28 protein-coding genes are annotated in these 13,033 nt (G+C 70.5%); 2 read left to right on the plus strand and 26 right to left on the minus strand.

Annotated features, from left to right (window positions below; translation table 11 throughout):
• Positions 1-85: 85 nt before the first annotated feature.
• The 26 genes from ACEXOX_RS06140 to ACEXOX_RS06265 all read right to left on the minus strand — a co-directional run bounded on the left by ACEXOX_RS06140 (position 86) and on the right by ACEXOX_RS06265 (position 11,381).
• A complete protein-coding gene (locus ACEXOX_RS06140; protein WP_406519427.1) occupies positions 86-427 on the minus strand; it encodes a hypothetical protein in 342 nt (113 codons plus the stop codon).
• Entirely contained in the window at positions 424-732 is a 309-nt protein-coding gene (locus ACEXOX_RS06145; RefSeq protein ID WP_406519428.1) for a hypothetical protein, read from the minus strand. The genes ACEXOX_RS06140 and ACEXOX_RS06145 overlap by 4 nt, the downstream gene beginning before the upstream one ends.
• A gap of 2 nt (positions 733-734) precedes the next feature.
• Positions 735-1,157 (minus strand): hypothetical protein, encoded by a 423-nt coding sequence (locus ACEXOX_RS06150; protein ID WP_406519429.1) that lies wholly within the window; start codon positions 1,155-1,157, stop codon positions 735-737.
• Between the two features lie 16 nt (positions 1,158-1,173).
• Complete coding sequence (locus ACEXOX_RS06155) at positions 1,174-1,437, minus strand: hypothetical protein (protein WP_406519430.1); 264 nt, start codon at positions 1,435-1,437, stop codon at positions 1,174-1,176.
• A gap of 12 nt (positions 1,438-1,449) precedes the next feature.
• Positions 1,450-1,623: a hypothetical protein gene (locus ACEXOX_RS06160; protein WP_406519431.1), complete on the minus strand. Its 174-nt coding sequence runs from the start codon at positions 1,621-1,623 to the stop codon at positions 1,450-1,452.
• A 10-nt stretch (positions 1,624-1,633) separates the two neighbouring features.
• The gene (locus ACEXOX_RS06165; protein ID WP_406519432.1) at positions 1,634-1,936 is read right to left on the minus strand and encodes a hypothetical protein; all 303 of its coding nucleotides are present in this window, start codon (positions 1,934-1,936) and stop codon (positions 1,634-1,636) included.
• An 86-nt stretch (positions 1,937-2,022) separates the two neighbouring features.
• A complete protein-coding gene (locus tag ACEXOX_RS06170; protein WP_406519433.1) occupies positions 2,023-2,217 on the minus strand; it encodes a hypothetical protein in 195 nt (64 codons plus the stop codon).
• Positions 2,218-2,298: 81 nt separating this feature from the next.
• Positions 2,299-2,490 (minus strand): hypothetical protein, encoded by a 192-nt coding sequence (locus tag ACEXOX_RS06175; RefSeq protein WP_406519434.1) that lies wholly within the window; start codon positions 2,488-2,490, stop codon positions 2,299-2,301.
• Positions 2,491-2,498: 8 nt separating this feature from the next.
• Positions 2,499-2,702, minus strand: a complete 204-nt coding sequence (locus ACEXOX_RS06180; RefSeq protein WP_406519435.1) for a hypothetical protein — start codon at positions 2,700-2,702, stop codon at positions 2,499-2,501.
• Entirely contained in the window at positions 2,699-3,223 is a 525-nt protein-coding gene (locus tag ACEXOX_RS06185) for a hypothetical protein (protein ID WP_406519436.1), read from the minus strand. The genes ACEXOX_RS06180 and ACEXOX_RS06185 overlap by 4 nt, the downstream gene beginning before the upstream one ends.
• Before the next feature lie 242 nt (positions 3,224-3,465).
• Positions 3,466-5,466 carry a hypothetical protein gene (locus ACEXOX_RS06190; protein ID WP_406519437.1) on the minus strand — a complete coding sequence of 667 codons (2,001 nt, stop codon included), beginning with the start codon at positions 5,464-5,466 and terminating at the stop codon, positions 3,466-3,468.
• Positions 5,467-5,470: 4 nt separating this feature from the next.
• Positions 5,471-6,070: a plasmid transfer protein TraA gene (gene traA / locus ACEXOX_RS06195; protein WP_406519438.1), complete on the minus strand. Its 600-nt coding sequence runs from the start codon at positions 6,068-6,070 to the stop codon at positions 5,471-5,473.
• 93 nt (positions 6,071-6,163) lie between these two features.
• A complete protein-coding gene (locus ACEXOX_RS06200; RefSeq protein WP_406519439.1) occupies positions 6,164-6,925 on the minus strand; it encodes a hypothetical protein in 762 nt (253 codons plus the stop codon).
• A 107-nt stretch (positions 6,926-7,032) separates the two neighbouring features.
• Complete coding sequence (locus ACEXOX_RS06205) at positions 7,033-7,488, minus strand: DUF3307 domain-containing protein (RefSeq protein WP_406519440.1); 456 nt, start codon at positions 7,486-7,488, stop codon at positions 7,033-7,035.
• Positions 7,485-7,796, minus strand: a complete 312-nt coding sequence (locus ACEXOX_RS06210; protein WP_406519441.1) for a hypothetical protein — start codon at positions 7,794-7,796, stop codon at positions 7,485-7,487. Before ACEXOX_RS06210 ends, ACEXOX_RS06205 begins: the two co-directional genes overlap by 4 nt.
• On the minus strand, positions 7,793-8,119 hold the full coding sequence (locus tag ACEXOX_RS06215) for a hypothetical protein (RefSeq protein WP_406519442.1): 327 nt from the start codon (positions 8,117-8,119) through the stop codon (positions 7,793-7,795). Before ACEXOX_RS06215 ends, ACEXOX_RS06210 begins: the two co-directional genes overlap by 4 nt.
• Positions 8,119-8,526: a hypothetical protein gene (locus tag ACEXOX_RS06220; RefSeq protein WP_406519443.1), complete on the minus strand. Its 408-nt coding sequence runs from the start codon at positions 8,524-8,526 to the stop codon at positions 8,119-8,121. Before ACEXOX_RS06220 ends, ACEXOX_RS06215 begins: the two co-directional genes overlap by 1 nt.
• A 2-nt stretch (positions 8,527-8,528) precedes the next feature.
• A complete protein-coding gene (locus ACEXOX_RS06225; protein WP_406519444.1) occupies positions 8,529-8,726 on the minus strand; it encodes a hypothetical protein in 198 nt (65 codons plus the stop codon).
• Positions 8,726-9,238 carry a hypothetical protein gene (locus ACEXOX_RS06230; RefSeq protein WP_406519445.1) on the minus strand — a complete coding sequence of 171 codons (513 nt, stop codon included), beginning with the start codon at positions 9,236-9,238 and terminating at the stop codon, positions 8,726-8,728. The genes ACEXOX_RS06225 and ACEXOX_RS06230 overlap by 1 nt, the downstream gene beginning before the upstream one ends.
• Entirely contained in the window at positions 9,238-9,462 is a 225-nt protein-coding gene (locus ACEXOX_RS06235; protein ID WP_406519446.1) for a hypothetical protein, read from the minus strand. Before ACEXOX_RS06235 ends, ACEXOX_RS06230 begins: the two co-directional genes overlap by 1 nt.
• Complete coding sequence (locus tag ACEXOX_RS06240) at positions 9,462-9,686, minus strand: hypothetical protein (protein WP_406519447.1); 225 nt, start codon at positions 9,684-9,686, stop codon at positions 9,462-9,464. Before ACEXOX_RS06240 ends, ACEXOX_RS06235 begins: the two co-directional genes overlap by 1 nt.
• Before the next feature lie 74 nt (positions 9,687-9,760).
• The gene (locus ACEXOX_RS06245) at positions 9,761-10,117 is read right to left on the minus strand and encodes an HIT family protein (RefSeq protein WP_406519448.1); all 357 of its coding nucleotides are present in this window, start codon (positions 10,115-10,117) and stop codon (positions 9,761-9,763) included.
• Entirely contained in the window at positions 10,114-10,635 is a 522-nt protein-coding gene (locus tag ACEXOX_RS06250) for an ATPase (protein WP_406519449.1), read from the minus strand. The genes ACEXOX_RS06245 and ACEXOX_RS06250 overlap by 4 nt, the downstream gene beginning before the upstream one ends.
• A complete protein-coding gene (locus ACEXOX_RS06255) occupies positions 10,523-11,020 on the minus strand; it encodes a hypothetical protein (protein WP_406519450.1) in 498 nt (165 codons plus the stop codon). Before ACEXOX_RS06255 ends, ACEXOX_RS06250 begins: the two co-directional genes overlap by 113 nt.
• The gene (locus ACEXOX_RS06260; RefSeq protein ID WP_406519451.1) at positions 11,017-11,184 is read right to left on the minus strand and encodes a hypothetical protein; all 168 of its coding nucleotides are present in this window, start codon (positions 11,182-11,184) and stop codon (positions 11,017-11,019) included. Before ACEXOX_RS06260 ends, ACEXOX_RS06255 begins: the two co-directional genes overlap by 4 nt.
• Positions 11,181-11,381, minus strand: coding sequence for a helix-turn-helix domain-containing protein (locus ACEXOX_RS06265; RefSeq protein ID WP_406519452.1), 201 nt, complete (start codon positions 11,379-11,381; stop codon positions 11,181-11,183). The genes ACEXOX_RS06260 and ACEXOX_RS06265 overlap by 4 nt, the downstream gene beginning before the upstream one ends.
• A 190-nt stretch (positions 11,382-11,571) precedes the next feature.
• Between ACEXOX_RS06265 and ACEXOX_RS06270 the strand changes: the two genes are divergently transcribed.
• Together ACEXOX_RS06270 and ACEXOX_RS06275 are read left to right on the plus strand one after the other, a co-directional pair.
• Positions 11,572-12,102 carry a UTRA domain-containing protein gene (locus ACEXOX_RS06270; protein WP_406519453.1) on the plus strand — a complete coding sequence of 177 codons (531 nt, stop codon included), beginning with the start codon at positions 11,572-11,574 and terminating at the stop codon, positions 12,100-12,102.
• Between the two features lie 2 nt (positions 12,103-12,104).
• Positions 12,105-12,866, plus strand: a complete 762-nt coding sequence (locus tag ACEXOX_RS06275) for a GntR family transcriptional regulator (protein WP_406519454.1) — start codon at positions 12,105-12,107, stop codon at positions 12,864-12,866.
• The last annotated feature ends 167 nt before the right edge of the window (positions 12,867-13,033 follow it).

Consider the following 13,033-nt stretch of genomic DNA (forward strand, 5'->3'; position numbering starts at 1 on the left):
AGGGCTCCTGTGGTCTACGGGCACACTACTGGCGCCTGCGATCACTGTGACATAGCGGTGATCGGCGGTCAAGCACAGACGGAAATCAGCCCACCATCCGCCACGGGAACGCGACCTCCTGCACGTCGCGCACGTCCGGATCCCAGAACCAGCGGAACGGGAAGAAGGGGACGCCGAGTTCCAGGGCGATGACGGCCCGGTGGTGGCCCTCATAGACGAACACGAACTTGTCGCGCTCGCGGACGCCGAGCAGCAGCGGCTCCTCGATGCCCCGCTCCGGGATGGTGGCCCGCAGGTGCTCCAGCGTCTCGCGGTCGCGCCAGTACCGCTCGTGATAGCGGCGGGCACCCTCCCAGGTCGAGAACTCCGCAGGGTGCACGTGCCGGCCGAGGAGCGCCGTCTTCATGCGCCCGGTCCAGGGGCTCACGAGGGCGCTCCGTCACCGAAGGTGGCGACCATGGCGTCTTCGGAATGCGCCAGCGGGTCGGCGCCCTTGGTGCGGCAGCCGGGGCAGCGGTAGCCGGCCCCGTCGGGGGCCATGACCAGGTGCTCGTTGCAGAACCACTTGCCGCAGCCGAACTCGTCGCCGCCGGGCGTCAGTCCGCACAGGGCGTCCATCCCCCGCGAGACGGTCTCGGGACAGCCCGGCCAGTCGCACAGGGCCTCGACCGCGTATCCGGCTTCGATCGCAACTCCGTCGCTGCGCGTGATCTCGTAGCGTGCGTAGCCCATGGTCAGTTCTCCTTCGAGTTGGAGCCGACGGCGCCGCGGAGCTTGGATGCGGCCCATCCGGCGGCGAGGACGAGGCCGATGAACGTGATGCCGATGTAGGGCAGGGCGTTGCCGACGGTGCCGATGATGCCGATGAGGGTGCCGCCCATCATGACGACGATGGCGACGAGCGCGCCGGTGCATACGACGATGACGGCGAGGATCAGGAACGTGACGATGACGAGGCGTTGCAGCTCGGGCGGCAGGCCCTGCTGCACGGGCGCCTGCACGACGACCGGCGGCGGCTGTAGGGGCTGGCCGATGGTGAAATGCACCGGCCGTCCCTCCGCGTCGTAGAGCACGTTCGGCGGCCGGTGGTGGGCGGGGACGGGCAGCTGCTGCCCGCCGTACTGATGCTGCGGGTCGGGCAGCGGCTGCGGGGACATGACGGTGCGGCTCCTCTCAGGGACGGTTGCTGTCGTCGAAGCGCTGGGTGAAGGCGTGGCGCCCGGGCATCGCGTCGATGGCGGCCTGGTGCTCGGTGTTGATCCAGCCGCCGAGGTGGCACACGATCCGGTCGCCGCTGACCGTCCACGCGGGGTCGGCGGCGACGGCCTTGGCCGCCTCCTCGGCCGTGGCGAAGTGCTGGGTGAAGTGATCCTCGCCGTAGCCTTCGCCGCAGACGTCGCAGCGGGCCACGTAGCAGGTGTGCGTGGTGACGGGCATGGTCGGTTCCTCTCAGCCTCGGGCATTCTTGATGTCGTCGTCGGTGGCGCCGGCCGCGTGGGCGGCGTCGAGCGCGACGTTGGCGATGACGGCGGCCTGGTCGGCTTCGGCGCTGCCGAGACCGTGCTCGTTGGTGGCGTCGATCAGGCCTTGGATGGCGTCCGCGGCGTTCTGGGCTGCGCTCATAGCGGTCTCCTCAGGGGCGGTTGCTGTCGGTGCGGATCTCGGAGCAGGTGGTCAGGTGCTGGTCGGTCCAGTTCCATGCGGCGAGCACACCGGTCTTGTACGGGCCGTCGACGTACTTCTGGGCGCTGCCGTGGACCTCGCCGATGCCGAACGGCACGGTCATGCCGCAGGCGTGGCAGCGGCCGACGGCCTGCACGGCCACGTCGATGACCACGGCGCCGTCGTCGGTGTACGCGCGCATCTGCTGGCCGGGGGCCCGCGGGATCTGGTCGGCGCGGCGCTCGCCGGCCGTGCTCTGGGTGATGGTGTCCATGAGGCTCCTTCGGTTCGGCGTCGGGCGGGCTGCCCGGCGTCCTCCTCACCGCCCGGCACAGGTCCGGGCGGATCGGGGGCAGCCGGTCAGCGGTTGCGGTAGGCCTGCTCGGCGTCGCGCAGGCGGTCCTGGGCGTCGAGGTTGGCCCGGCCGGCGGGCGAGTCGATGTCGATGCAGCCGAGCGAGCCGGTGTTGACCGGGTCGGAGGCGAGCGCCTCGCGGGCGGCCGTCAGTTCGCGACCTTCGGGGCTGTCGTCAGGGGTGCGGCGGAAGAGGGACATGACGGTTCCTCTCGATACGGGCCGGGACTGTCCCGGCTCCCCTTGCCGCCCCGGCGCAGGCCGGGGCGACGCGGGCAGCCGTCAGGCGTAGAGGGCCCAGCGGTCGTGGACGCGGCGGATGGCGAAGCCGGGCCCGGCGAGCTGGCCGGGACGAAGCAGGAGCGCTCCGCACTTCAGGTCGTCGATCTTGTTGAGGAGTTCGGCGATCTGAGCCGCGTGCTCGGCGGCCTGCTTCTCGCGCTTGCGCAGATCTCGGGCATTTCCGGTGAACATGGGGCCTCCTACAGGCGGGTGTTGGCGCGGATGGTGTTGGCAAGCCGTCCCAGCGGGACAGTGAGGACCAGGTCGGCGGCGGCGATCAGACAGATGAGCAGGACCATGGCGGGTCCGGGCAGGGTGCTTCCGAAGATCCAGAGGGAGCCGCCGAGGGCTGCGGCGTGGATCACGAAGATGAGGGTGTCGACGATCGTGTGGGCCAGCCTCACGGCGCCTCCGGCTGGCGATCGGCGAAGAGGTCCCCGTTGAGCAGGTACTCGCCGCTGCGGCCCGCCTCGATGACGCCGTCCACGACCAGGCGTTGCAGCTCGGCTACGACCCAGGGGCGAGAGCGCGTCAGCCGGGGCAGGTAGACGGTGAAGTCCTTGGGGCCGATCATCCGGCGCCCTTCTTCCGCGAACTGGTGGATCAAGTCCCACATCAGTCCCCGCGCCTGGTGCTTGCCGAGCTTCGGTTCCGGCTCTTCGACCGGCCATGCGGGCAGCGGAGGCGTCTCGGTGAGCGCTGTACGCGCGGCGTTGATGCATTCGGCGGCCGTGCTGAGGTCGAGGCTGACTTCCAGCCGGACGGGCGTGCGGCGTTCCGTCTCGGCCCGGCTCTCCCCGTCGGGCACGGAGAGCCGGAGAGTCCCGATGTGGGCGTCGAGGAGGTCGGCGGCCGCCTGCAGCACCACCGAGGCTTGTCGGGCGGTGGTCGCGGTCCAGGTGTAGCGGGGTGGATCGAAGTTCATTTCGCGCTCCTTTTTGTGGTGGTTTGTTCCTTGCTGTTCGGTGCGCTGTTCCGTCGCTGTTCCGTGGGCTGTTCTCGCGCGCGCGTTACGGTTTTGAGGCGGCGCTGTTCCGTCGGCGGAACAGGACATTTGCGCTGTTCCGCGAGGTCGGAGCTGTTCCGTGGGCTGTTCCGCCGCTGTTCGGTGCCTGTTCCGTGCTGTGCAGGCCCTGTTCCGCCGCTGTTCCGTGCTGTTCCAACAGGTCAGGACGCTGTTCCGGCCCCGGTGAGGGTCTTGACGATGCGGTACACACCTCCTTCGTCGCCGTCGGCGAGGACGCCCTGCGCGACGAGCTTGGGGATCTCCCTGCGCACCCACGAGGCGGACTTGCCGATCCGCGGCAGCTCCGGCGTCAGATCCTTCGGCCCGAACTCCATCCGGCCGCGGGCGGCGAACTCGGCGAGCACCTCGTTCAGGGCGGCCAGCGCCTGCTCGCGCGTCTTGGTGTCGCGCTGCTGCTCGCCGAAGTGCCAGTCGCGGCCGGTGTGCGGCGGCAGTTCCTGGTCGATGTCGATGCGGCGGGCCTCGGCGGCTTCGTCTCCCTCGCCCCACAGCGCGTCGTCCTCGGGGTCCAGCTCGGGATCGGAGGCGTCGTTGGCGGCCGCGCTCTGGGCTGCCGCGGCGTCTTCGGCGCCGGCGTAGCGGACCCGGTTGGCGTAGGCCGGGCCGGCGGCCTCGGCCGTGACCTGCCCCGCGTCCGCGGGGCGCACGTCGCGGTAGGCCGCGACGGCCTTCGCCGCCACCTCCTTGTCCAGCAGGTAGGTGCGCACCGGGGTGGCGTAGCGCTGTTCGTCGATGCCGGGGCCCTCGATGTAGCAGTAGCCGGCCTTGCGGTTGCGCCACAGTTCGGGGCGGGCCCCGGCGTCGATGGTGTCGTCGGACAGGGCGAAGCCGGAGTCCACGGAGCTGTTGGTGCCGAACACGGCCGCGCCGGTGATGTTGCCCCGGACGTCGGTGTCCATCGACGTGTGGGAGGAGCGCTGCAGGGAGAACACCAGGGAGATGCCGGCCGAGCGTGCCTCCTGGGCGACGGGCGCCAGGTCGACGCCGTCGCGGAAGAGCTTGGCGACCTCCTCGAACCAGCAGACCAGGTAGGGCATTCCGAGCTTCTCGCCAGCCTCTGGCGTCCACTGGTCGTAGCCGTGTTTGCCCAGTTCGTTCGCCCGCGCGGTGATCACGTCGGGGAGTACGGAGATGCCGGCCTTGCACTCCTTCATGGTCAGCAGGGCCCAGTCGGCGCCGGGCAGGATCGGCCCGAAGGTCTGCGCTCCCTTGGACGGGTCGAACAGCCACAGGCACACGTCGCGGCGGGTCATCAAATCGGCGAGGATGACCCGGCCCCCCTGGGACTTGCCGGCGCCGGTCATGCCCATGAACTGGTAGTGGGCGGCGTTGCGTCCGTCCGCCTCGTCACCGGGGAACCAGATGTCAGCGGTGCCGTAGTCCTCGTACACGCCGGCGGGGACCGGGGCGTCGCCGATGCTGCCGCCGGGGCAGGACGGCCCCGGCCAGGGGGTGAACTCCTTGAGCATGTCGTCAATGACCAGCGTGTATGTGCCCTGGGAGGCGTCTTCCGGGTCCGGCTGCCAGCGCACCGCGTTGGGGCGCACGCCCACCGCCGAGGCGAGGCGGGAGCCGGCCTTGGCCGCGTCTTCCTGGGTCTGGACCCCGGCCTCCAGCTGCATGGGGATGACGACCTTGTTGGGTTCGGCGCGGATCTCCTTGGCCTTGGCCCGCCCCAGGCCGATCTTCGACCAGAGCGTCTTCTGCGTCTCGTCCCCCGCCTGCTGGCCCTCGGGGCTGACGCGCATGGTCATCTTGATCGACCAGGCCAGGGCGATGCCGGGGCCGCCCATCAGCCAGGCGTTGACCAGCGTCGGGTCGGTGGCCCCGGCGATGGTGGCGGCGGTGAACCAGCCGGTTGCCGCGCCGACGGTGACGGTGGCCTGCATCTGCCGCTGCTTCTTCGCGTCCCGCCCGACGTACCAGGTGTGCCAGGTCAGTCCGGCGGAAGCCAGGGACAGGAACGCTGATGCGGTAGCTGAGCCGCCCCACTGCAGGTGGGCCAGGGCGGCGACCGGCCACTCGGCCAGCCACACCGCGAACGGCGGCGTGTGCGGAATGACCTTGCGGTTGAGGAACGCCAGGACCGCGGGCATCTTGCCGCCGCCCTGCGGAACCTCGGTGGTCTGCTGCTGCGCCATCACGTCACGCCCCGAAGTCCATGGCCTGGCGGCGCTGGGCCCGCGGCCCGCCGAAGCGGTTCAGCTCCGGCTCGTACTCCCGCGTGTAGGTGACCCACGTCGCGGCCATGTGCGCCGATCCGGCCTGAGCTGCGTTCTTGGCTCGCTTCAGGTGACGCGCCACCTTGTTGGCGCGCACCCACGCGGCCGAACGGCCCTCCCCGGAAGGCGGGGGTACCTGGCGCAGCGCCTTGCGCAGCGTCTCCTCGGCGAACGCGATGTCATTGCTCGCCTCGCGCAGCACGCGCCGCCCCCGCTCGCACAGCGCCCGCAGACCGGAGGCGGACAGCACCTCGATGTCGCCGATGCCCTGCTGGCGGCCCCACTGCCCGCCGCCCGCGGCGGCCGCGGCCGCCGCGCTGCGCTGGGCGTTGATGTGGACGTGATATTCCTTCGTCCGGCTCTTGGTTTTGTAGGTGGTGCGGTTGCGCTTCGCCTCACGGGCCTCCGCCCGCTGGCGCGGCGAGGACTGCTTCAGCCGGGGCTGCTCGGCCCACACGCCCGGCGGCAGGAAGTTGTCCGGGGGCTGCGGGAGGCGTGACACCCGGTTGCCGTTGACGGCCATTCGATCTCTCCTGGTCAGGTGATGGTCTGGAGTCCGGTACCGGGTGCCGGTCCGGTGCGCGCGGCCATGGGCCGCAGTAGCGGTACTGAGGGGTCAGCTGGCGAGGGCGGCGCGGCGGACGCGGCGGCCGTAGGAGTCGCCGGTACCGAGCCGGTTGCCGATCGCGGTACCGGACAGGTCCGGGTCCTCGGCAAGCCACTGGCGGGCGGTACTGACGTGCTCGTCGAATGAGCCGGTGACCTTCGGCTTGCGGGCGGTACTGGACCGGGTGGTGCGACGTGCCCGCCGTACCGGTACCGCTGTCTCGTGCTGCGGCTCCGGCTCCGGTACGGCCTGCAGTTCCGGGCGCGGTACCGCCTCATCCGGTACCGGCAGTTCGCGCGGTAGATCGGCGGTACCGGCGGGCGGTACCGGGGTGGTCTGCGGTACCGGTACCGGCTGCTGCTCGACGGTGACGCGCACGGGCTCCTCGGCCAGCTCTGCGGGCGGTACCGGTACCGGCTCGGCGGCCGGTACTGCGAGGGTGTGCACCCGCCAGATCACGAGCGGTACCAACAGGGACACGGCGGCGACGAGCGGTACCGACACGGTCGCCACGCGGGCCTCCAGTGCGTGCGCGGCGATCTGGGCGGTACCCATCAGCACGAGCGACAGGGCGATGTCCCGGCCGCGGGACCGGCGGATCGCCGCGACCACGTACACGTCGATGGCGAGCGGCAGCAGTACCGCCACCGGTACCGCCGCCCCGATGGCACGGGCGAGCTGGTACTCGGCGTAGGCGGTGAAGCCGACGCCGGCCGCGAGCGACACCGCGACGAGCGGGTCCCAGCGGTGACGGACCGTCTGCTCCGACACGGGTGGTCCTTTCGGTCAGTGGATGCGGCCGGTGAGGAGGCCGGCGACGTACAGGGCGAGCAGGACGGCCGGGACGATGACCCCGAAGACGAGGGAGAAGGTGCGCATCAGGCCCACCCGCCGATCGCGAGCGCGGCGGGGAAGATCCCGACCGCGATGTGCATGGCCTGGTCGACGAGCGGCATGCCGCCGCGGTCGATGAAGTCGGCGCTGCCGGTGTGCTTCATCCACATCCGGACGGGCCATCGCCGGTCGATCAGGCTGTGGGTGACGTGGATCCACGCGACGGCTACCGCGACGCCGACGACAGGCAGCGGCATGTCGAGCACGAGCGCCATGAGGCCGAGCACGGCGAGTTCGGTGAGCGTGTGGGTGACAGCGTGCAGTTGGTTGGCGCCCCAGCCGTGGTGGTGGCGGCCGGGCTGCGGGTCGGTGAAGTCCTCGGTCCATCCGGACTTGCGCTCTGACATGCGGTCGCCCTGGAACAGGTAGTCCGCGGCATGGTGGGCGGCGTACAGGCCGACGAAGGAGGCGGCGAAGGCTGAGGTAGCGGCGTCGCTCATCGAGCACTCCCGTGCTTGCTGTGGTCGGTGGCCAGGTCGCGCAGCCGCTGCAGCTCCTCGGGGCTGGTGCCGGCGGCGCGGATGGACACGCGGCAGCCCTTGGCGGGGCAGGTGTAGACGGTGGTGCGCAGGCCCTGCCCGACCTGGGCGGCGAGCGCGACACCCGCCGCGACCACGGCGCAGACGGCGCAGACGATCGCGGCGATACCGACGCCGTGCTCGGCCAGCTGGAGGGCGAGGCTCGCGCCGACCCCTCCGCTGACGGCGAGGATGAGGATCTCGGCGACCATGGACTTGGGGTGGTTCATCGGACAGCTCCCGGTTCGGTCGGTTCGGTGACCTTGATGGGCACGCCGCGGTCGTCGCGGCGGTAGCGCCGGGCCTCGTTGATGCGCATCTTGTGTTCGACGGCGTCCTGCAGATCGACGCCGGTCATATCGGCGAGCGCGACGAGGTAGAGCTGGATGTCGGCGAGTTCCTCGGGGAAGTCGGGCAGGGCCCGGCGCCAGGCGGTGATGGCCTCGCCGACCTCAGCCGCGAGCAGAGCGAACTCCAGCGCAATGTCGGTGGTGTTGAGCCCCTTGGCGCGCTTGTTGGCGACCGCGGCTGCCTGGATGGCGCGCAGATCCATTACGACGCCTCCGAACCCGGCATCGCGCGGCACTTCTCCGCGTGCGCCTGAGCCCATTCACGGGCTTCGCGCTCAGCTCGCTGGCGGGACTCCTGGCCGGTCAGCGGGCGCCAGCGGCCGCCGTAGTCGTAGAAGCCGTTCTCCCAGTAGGCGCGCTCGGTATCCGGGCACCCGCCACACGCGGAGACGGTGGCGTGCACGCTTCCGCCGCGTTCATCACGGTCGATCTCGTTGACGCTGACAGCAAGGCTCGCGTCCCTCATGGCCTCACCCGCGCGGGTGAGGTATTTGGCGAGCAGCCGGGGCACCCTGCGGGCCGCCTCGGCTTCCTGACGGGCCTTGCGCGCCTTGTCCTCGGCGATCCGGGCATCGAGGATCGCCATCAGGTCGGTAACCGGGTCACTCATACTCACCGCGCCCACCTCCGCCCGTGCTCGGGCCGCATCGCGATCCACACGAGGGTGGCGGCGAGGGCGGCACCCGCGGCGAGCGGCGTATTCAGCAGCCAGCCGACTGCGGTGACCGCGGCGGGCAGCAGGGCCGGGCAGGCGACCAACAGGGCGACGGTCAGGGTCAAAGCGACCCAGGCGGCGGGACGCATCGTCATCACGCACCCCCGGTCGCGCGGATCGCGGCGGCCATCAGCTGCTCGTCCAGGTGCCGGGCCTCGTCGCCCGCCTCAGCCAGCGCGTCCTCGGCTTCGGCGAGCCGTGACACCGGAGCGCAGCCGCGGATCGCGCTGGCCACGTCGCCGGCCGCGTCGTTGAGCGCGGCCGTGGTGGCGACCGCCTCGCGGGCCACGCGGACGAGGTCCGACGCGCCCGCAATGCCGGCCGCTACCCGCTGCAGCCGCCCCAGAGAGCGGGTGACCGTCGACCACGCCGCCCAGCGGGCCTCATGCCCGGAAGCGGCGTCGGCCCCGTCGCGTGCGGCGGTGACCTTCAGGTAGACGGGACGCCGGTAGTCGATCAGCGCGCCGCCCAGAGCGTCGGCGGCCTCGCCGATGCGCGCCCGCTGCCGGGCCCGGGCCGAGCGGGCGAACGTCGCGTACTGGATCAGGCCGGTCATCCCGGCACCCGCGAGCACGGAGCCCGCGGCGACGATCGCGTCGGTATTCATCAGGCACCCCCGTTCCGGCCGGCGAAGGCACGCACCACGTCCTGGACCATCTCGGCGGGCAGCAGGCCCTTGTCGATCGCAGCGAGTGTCGCGAAGTGCAGGGCAATCTGTTCACGGCCCTTGTTGGCCGCGGAGGCAGGGAAGCAGGAGGTCCCGTTTTCCTTCTCGTTCGCCTCGGCGGCCTTCCGCAGCAGGTCGGCGGCCTCTTCCAGGTAGCGGGACATCACGCCACCTCGCCCAGCTCGGCGCCGTACAGCTCGTCGGCCAGCGGCGACTCGCCGGGGTGGCGGCGGTCGTAGCGGGCGGCCTCGGCGTACAGCCGCAGCTGCTCGACGGGGTTGGTGGAGGCGTGGTAGCGGGTGACCAGCTGCGCGCGGTAGGCGTCGATGCTCTCTGCGGCCATGTAGTCGGCGACGGCGGGCAGCTCGTACAGCTCGGCAGTTGTCATCGGACAGGCTCCTGTCGATATGTCGATATGAGTGGGCGGCCGGGCCCGGCGGTGCGGGCCCGGGGTGGATCAGGTCAGGCCGCGGCCTGCTGCGGCGTCCACGGCAGCGGCAGGCCGTCACCGACGGCGCGCGGCACGACGTGGATGTGGAGGTGGAAGATGCTCTGCGTGGCCTCACGGCCCCGCGAGGTGATCAGGTTCAGCGGGGTGCCGAGAACGTTGGCGTACTCGGCGGCCCGCTGCATCACCGCCGCGGTCACCATCGGGTCTTCCGTCGCGTCGTCGACGTGCACTCGTGGGATCACCAGGACGTGGCCGTCGGTCACCGGATCGATCGGCGCGATCGCGATCGCGTCCGACCAGCGGGCCAGGACCGTGGCCGGGGCCAGGCCCGCGACGATGTCGCAGAACGGGCAGCGGGTTGCGGTCACTTGGTCACCTCCGGACGCTGGATGACGGGCTTGTCGAGGTCGCGGTGGTGCAGGGTGACGTCCAGCGAGCGCTGGACGTACTGGCCGGCGGCGTGCGCGAGCCCGTACCGGATGGCGGCCTGGACATTGCCCGTCAGCGCCGCGGCCAGTGCGGACGCGATCGTCGGGGCACGGTGCCGGCCGCCCGAGCAGCCGACCGCCACGACGACCGGAGTCGTCGTCACGACGCCAGGGGCGCCCGCCGCGGCCGGGCCGTGCACGAACCCGTCCACCGTGTCGGCCAGGCCGACGACGAGCAGGTTGGCACCGGACGTGCTCATGACCGCCTCACGCACCTCCGCGTCCCGCGCGGTCTTGCCGCGCAGGTCGGGCGACACGTGCGGGTCACGGAAGTGCACCCGCAGATCAACGAGCAGGTGGGCGGCCGGGGGCTCGGCATGGCCGAAGCCGAAGCTGACGATCCGCACGGTGCCGATGCCGCTGCGGCAGGACGCGGGCACCAGGTAGTCGAAGGTCACGACGCCTCCTCGGCACGATCCGCAGCGCGGGCCGGTGCGGACCGTCTCCGCGGCGGCGTTCCAGCGCGTCCCGGCCGAGACCGGTGACCGGCGTCGCGCTCCCGTCGTCGAAGTGGCCGAGCCGCAGGTTGTGCTCGTCGGTCGACAGCAGCGCCAGCTCGGCGTCCAGCACGCCGATCACCCGCAGGGCCAGCTCTTCGGGGATCTCGAAGTAACCGGCCACGCGCCCGGCGTCCGGCCCGGACCCTTGGGTGATGGTGACGGTCACATCCGAGCAGGGGCTCGCGTCGGGCTGCAGCCGCATGCCCGCCGCGAGCAGGCGCAGCAGGTGGCCGGCGATCCGGTCCGCGTTCGGCACCAGTTCCGGCGCGGGGGTGTCGTTCACGACGCCTCCCGGGGCACGATCTTGAAGACGTCGCCGTGCGCGGCGTACACCACGTGCACGTCCTCGCCCGCCGCGCGGAGAACCTCGACCGCGGCGTCCAGGATCGGCAGGGAGCGGGTGGAGCCGGCGGGGAGCTGGCGGGGAAGGGAGACGGTGGGGGTCATGACTTCACTGCCGAGGGCTCGGGCGGAGGGTTCAGCTCGGACTCCGGGATGCGGATCGCGCCACCGGCGCGCTGCTCATCGCTGGACTCATAGGGCTTGCCGTGCCGCAGGGCCTTCATGTGTCCGACCTTGATCCACCTGTAGACGGTCGCGGGATGCACGTTCAGGCGCGTTGCGACCTCCTTCACGCTCAGCATCAAGTCCTCCGATCGCGGGCTTCGCATCTGACGGCAACCATACTCGCTCGATAGGTTTTATAGCAAGGCTCTCGCGGCGCGAAAGGCTGATGCCACCCCCTCTCTAGTGACCATCAAGGGATTAAGGTGGAGGTCAGGGCTCTCGCGGCACTCAACGCCGCGACGGCCAACGCCAACGAGGAGGTGACGAGTGAGCAGCAAATGGACCGGAGAGTCGCTTCCATACGTGACGCCACGGGCTCCAGGCGAGGCCGACGCGTGGACCACGGAGAGCGCGAGCCGTGGTGGCAGCCAGCAACTGGTTGCAGCAGGAGAGGCACCGCCACCCCCCGAGGTGAAGCGCGCCTTCGGCTTGAGTACTGACGAGGCGGCGGTGGTGCGGCGTCGCGTCATGCGCGTCAACGGCGCCCCTGTCGAACTAACCGACTCCTGGTACCCCCTTCGCGTCGCCGCAGGTACCGCTCTCGCCGAGCCCCGCAAGATCCGAGGCGGAGCCCCAACCCTCCTCGCAGAGCTTGGCCATGTACCGCACTCCGTGACCGAAGAAGTCGGCATCCGCGTCGCTACAGATCGCGAAAGTCATCAGCTCGATCTCTCGACAGGCGAGAGCGTCCTCACACTGCTCCGCGTCTCGAAGGCATCCGACGGCAACCCCATAGAGGTCTCGCTGATGGTCATGAAGGGGCCTCGGCAGATCCGATACGAGATCGAGGTTGATTGAACTTGACCAAGCACAAGGACAAGCGGCCGATCGCCGACAGGATCGCGGCGGACATTCGGGCGGCAATCATGGCTGGCGAGTGGGAGCCCGGCAGCCAGGTCCCGAGCAACAGTGATCTGCAGGACCAGTACGACACTTCGAACATGACGGTGCAGCGCGCCCTTGCCACGCTCAAGGACGAGGAACTGCTTGAGGGGCGCTCCGGCAGCGGCGTCTTCGTTCGGGAGCACGCCGCTCAGATCATCTCGCCCGCGTCCTACATGGCACCATCCGAGCCCGGCGAGCCGTACCGCTGGATCAGCGAAGCCGCACGACGCGACCAACGCGGCAGCAACAAGATCCTGCGGGTCGCAGAGGTGAAGCCGCCGAAGCGAGTGGCCAAGGCGCTCGGGCTCGACAAGCAAGGCACCGCCATACTGCGGTCACGCATTGGCCTGCTTGACGACGAGCCGGCGGAACTCGTCAACTCGTACTACCCGATCGACCTCGCTAGAGGTACACGACTGGCCGACCGCCGCAAGATTTCCGGCGGCTCCCCCACGCTGCTTGCAGAGATGGGGTACCCGCCACGGGAACAGGCTGACGAAGTAGCCGCCCGCAAGGCGACCCAGGAAGAGCACAAACACCTGGAGCTGCCCGGCGACGTGGCCGTCCTGGAAATCTTCCGCGTCGTCTACTCCGACAACCAGCGCCCGATTGAGGTCACTGAGCTGATCAAGCCCGGCCACCTCTACAAGATGGGATACCACCTACCCCTGCACTGACTGACCAGCAGGTACGCAACGCCCTCGATCTTTCAGCGAGGGCGTTTTTGCGCGCCGCCAACACGACGCCTTGCTACAAAAGCGATCGAGGCCTACGGTCGTGTGCAGTTGCTCACGCACAACGCAGCGGCCGGGCATTCGTGTGGCTGCACGATGCCCGGCCGGAC

Origin of the sequence: Streptomyces sp. Ac-502 (genome assembly GCF_045222935.1) — a bacterium.
Classification (GTDB): Bacteria; Actinomycetota; Actinomycetes; order Streptomycetales; family Streptomycetaceae; genus Streptomyces; species Streptomyces monomycini.

Bases quoted from the DNA above. Each gene is read 5' to 3' on its own strand.
- ACEXOX_RS06145 (WP_406519428.1), bottom strand. From the start codon at position 732: ATGGGCTACGCACGCTACGAGATCACGCGCAGCGACGGAGTTGCGATC.
- ACEXOX_RS06150 (WP_406519429.1), bottom strand. From the start codon at position 1,157: ATGTCCCCGCAGCCGCTGCCCGACCCGCAGCATCAGTACGGCGGGCAG.
- ACEXOX_RS06155 (WP_406519430.1), bottom strand. From the start codon at position 1,437: ATGCCCGTCACCACGCACACCTGCTACGTGGCCCGCTGCGACGTCTGC.
- ACEXOX_RS06160 (WP_406519431.1), bottom strand. From the start codon at position 1,623: ATGAGCGCAGCCCAGAACGCCGCGGACGCCATCCAAGGCCTGATCGAC.
- ACEXOX_RS06165 (WP_406519432.1), bottom strand. From the start codon at position 1,936: ATGGACACCATCACCCAGAGCACGGCCGGCGAGCGCCGCGCCGACCAG.
- ACEXOX_RS06170 (WP_406519433.1), bottom strand. From the start codon at position 2,217: ATGTCCCTCTTCCGCCGCACCCCTGACGACAGCCCCGAAGGTCGCGAA.
- ACEXOX_RS06175 (WP_406519434.1), bottom strand. From the start codon at position 2,490: ATGTTCACCGGAAATGCCCGAGATCTGCGCAAGCGCGAGAAGCAGGCC.
- ACEXOX_RS06185 (WP_406519436.1), bottom strand. From the start codon at position 3,223: ATGAACTTCGATCCACCCCGCTACACCTGGACCGCGACCACCGCCCGA.
- ACEXOX_RS06190 (WP_406519437.1), bottom strand. From the start codon at position 5,466: ATGGCGCAGCAGCAGACCACCGAGGTTCCGCAGGGCGGCGGCAAGATG.
- traA (WP_406519438.1), bottom strand. From the start codon at position 6,070: ATGGCCGTCAACGGCAACCGGGTGTCACGCCTCCCGCAGCCCCCGGAC.
- ACEXOX_RS06205 (WP_406519440.1), bottom strand. From the start codon at position 7,488: ATGAGCGACGCCGCTACCTCAGCCTTCGCCGCCTCCTTCGTCGGCCTG.
- ACEXOX_RS06210 (WP_406519441.1), bottom strand. From the start codon at position 7,796: ATGAACCACCCCAAGTCCATGGTCGCCGAGATCCTCATCCTCGCCGTC.
- ACEXOX_RS06215 (WP_406519442.1), bottom strand. From the start codon at position 8,119: ATGGATCTGCGCGCCATCCAGGCAGCCGCGGTCGCCAACAAGCGCGCC.
- ACEXOX_RS06220 (WP_406519443.1), bottom strand. From the start codon at position 8,526: ATGAGTGACCCGGTTACCGACCTGATGGCGATCCTCGATGCCCGGATC.
- ACEXOX_RS06225 (WP_406519444.1), bottom strand. From the start codon at position 8,726: ATGACGATGCGTCCCGCCGCCTGGGTCGCTTTGACCCTGACCGTCGCC.
- ACEXOX_RS06230 (WP_406519445.1), bottom strand. From the start codon at position 9,238: ATGAATACCGACGCGATCGTCGCCGCGGGCTCCGTGCTCGCGGGTGCC.
- ACEXOX_RS06235 (WP_406519446.1), bottom strand. From the start codon at position 9,462: ATGTCCCGCTACCTGGAAGAGGCCGCCGACCTGCTGCGGAAGGCCGCC.
- ACEXOX_RS06240 (WP_406519447.1), bottom strand. From the start codon at position 9,686: ATGACAACTGCCGAGCTGTACGAGCTGCCCGCCGTCGCCGACTACATG.
- ACEXOX_RS06260 (WP_406519451.1), bottom strand. From the start codon at position 11,184: ATGACCCCCACCGTCTCCCTTCCCCGCCAGCTCCCCGCCGGCTCCACC.
- ACEXOX_RS06265 (WP_406519452.1), bottom strand. From the start codon at position 11,381: ATGCTGAGCGTGAAGGAGGTCGCAACGCGCCTGAACGTGCATCCCGCG.